Annotated in this window: 1 protein-coding gene; it reads right to left on the reverse strand. The window is 67.4% G+C overall.

The window, feature by feature from the left end:
- Positions 1–1998, reverse strand: a 1998-nt coding sequence (locus tag ON29_RS24995) for a condensation domain-containing protein (protein WP_040870045.1), incomplete at both ends; no start/stop codon positions are given.

Consider the following 1998-nt stretch of genomic DNA (forward strand, 5'->3'; position numbering starts at 1 on the left):
ACCACCGATTCCGGGCCCGCGCCCTGCGCGATCAACGCCCGAGCGACCCGGTTGGCGCGGCTTTGCAACTGCCCGAACGTCAGGCTGGTATCGCCGTAGCGGATGGCGACGGCGTCGGGACGCGAACGGGCTTGGGTGGCGATGACCTCCACCAGCGTCACTTCCGGCACGATCGTGCCCGGGGTGGACCACTCGTGCAACACCAGCTCCCGCTCGCCCGGGGCCAGCACATCGATATCCCCCACCACCACCGACGCGTCCGCGGCCACCGCCGCCAGAATGCGGGTGAACCGGTCGGCGAAATCACGCACCGTCGCCGTATCGAACAGATCGGTGGCATAGGTGAACGCCGCCGACAAACCACCGGCCTCGCTGTGACGGTCGTTGTTCTCCGCGATCGCCAACTGCAGATCGAACTTCGCCAACGGCACAGCCAAATCCACCCCCGACACCGACAAACCCGGCAACTCCAACTCCGCCACCGCGAGGTTCTGGAAGGTCAACATCACCTGGAACAACGGATGCCGCCCCGCCGACCGCACCGGATCCAGCAACTCCACCAGACGTTCGAACGGCACATCCGCGTGCCCGAACGCCTCCACATCCACCGCACGCACCGCGCCCAGCAACTGCTCGAACCGCACACCGGGATCGATGTCGGTGCGCAACACCAACGTGTTGACGAACATGCCGATCAAATCATCCAACGCCGCCTCACCACGCCCCGCCACCGGCGTACCCACCGCGATATCCCGGCTACCCGACAACCGCGCCAGCAACACCGCCAACGCCGCATGCACCACCATGAACAACGTCGCGTTGTGCTGCGCGGCCACCCGGCTCAACCCCGCATGCACCTGCGCGTCGATCTCGAACCCGAGTGTCGCACCACGATGCGACGCCACCGCCGGACGCGCCCGATCCGCAGGCAACTCCAACTGATCGGGAAGCGCCGCCAACCGCTGCCGCCAGAACCCGATCTGCGCGGCCAGCAACGACTCCGGATCATCCTCGGTCCCCAAGATCTCCCGCTGCCACAACGCGTAATCGGCGTACTGCACCTCCAACACCGGCCACCCCGGCGCCCCACCCCGCGAACGCTGCACATACGCGCTCATCAGATCCCGCGTCAACGGACCCATCGAGAACCCGTCCCCCGCGATGTGATGCACCACGCACACCAGCACATGCTCGGTATCGCTCAACTCGATCAACCGCACCCGCACCGGCGGCGCCGCGGTCACATCGAACCCCTCACCCACCGCCGCGGCCACCAACGCCGCCACCTCCGACTCATGCGCCCGCCGCACCAGCACATCCGGCACCGCCCGCGGATCCCCCACCGGCAACACCAACTGGAAACCCTCACCATCCACATCCGGATACACCGTGCGCAGCACCTCGTGCCGCTCGGCCAGATCCCCCACCGCCGCCCGCAACGCCACCACATCCAACCGCCCCGACAACCGCACCGCGACCGGGATATTGTTCACCCCGCTCACGGGATCGAACCGGTTCAAAAACCACATCCGCTGCTGGGCATACGACAACGGCACCCGCTCCGGACGCGCCCACGCCCGCAACGCCTGCCCCGCCACCGACCCCGCATGCGCCTCGACCCGCGCCGCCAACCCCGCCACCGTCGTCGCCTCGAACAACAACTGCACCGGCACCCGCACATCCAACGCCGAACCGATCCGCGCCGCCGCCTGCGCCGCCAACAGCGAATTACCACCCAACTCGAAGAAATCGTCATCCGCACCCACACGCCCGTCCTCCTCGGGCACCAACAACGCCGCGAACACCCCCGCCACGATCTCCTCCACCGGCGTCGACGGCGCACGAAACGCCCGCGCCGCGAACACCGGCTCCGGCAACGCCGCCCGATCCAACTTCCCCACCGGCGTCAACGGAATCTCCCCCAACACCATGATCGACGCCGGAATCATATAAGCAGGCAACGACTCGGAGATGAAGTCGACGAGTTCGGTGGTGTCC

This window comes from Nocardia exalbida NBRC 100660 (assembly GCF_000308575.1).
GTDB classification, from domain to species: domain Bacteria; phylum Actinomycetota; class Actinomycetes; order Mycobacteriales; family Mycobacteriaceae; genus Nocardia; species Nocardia exalbida.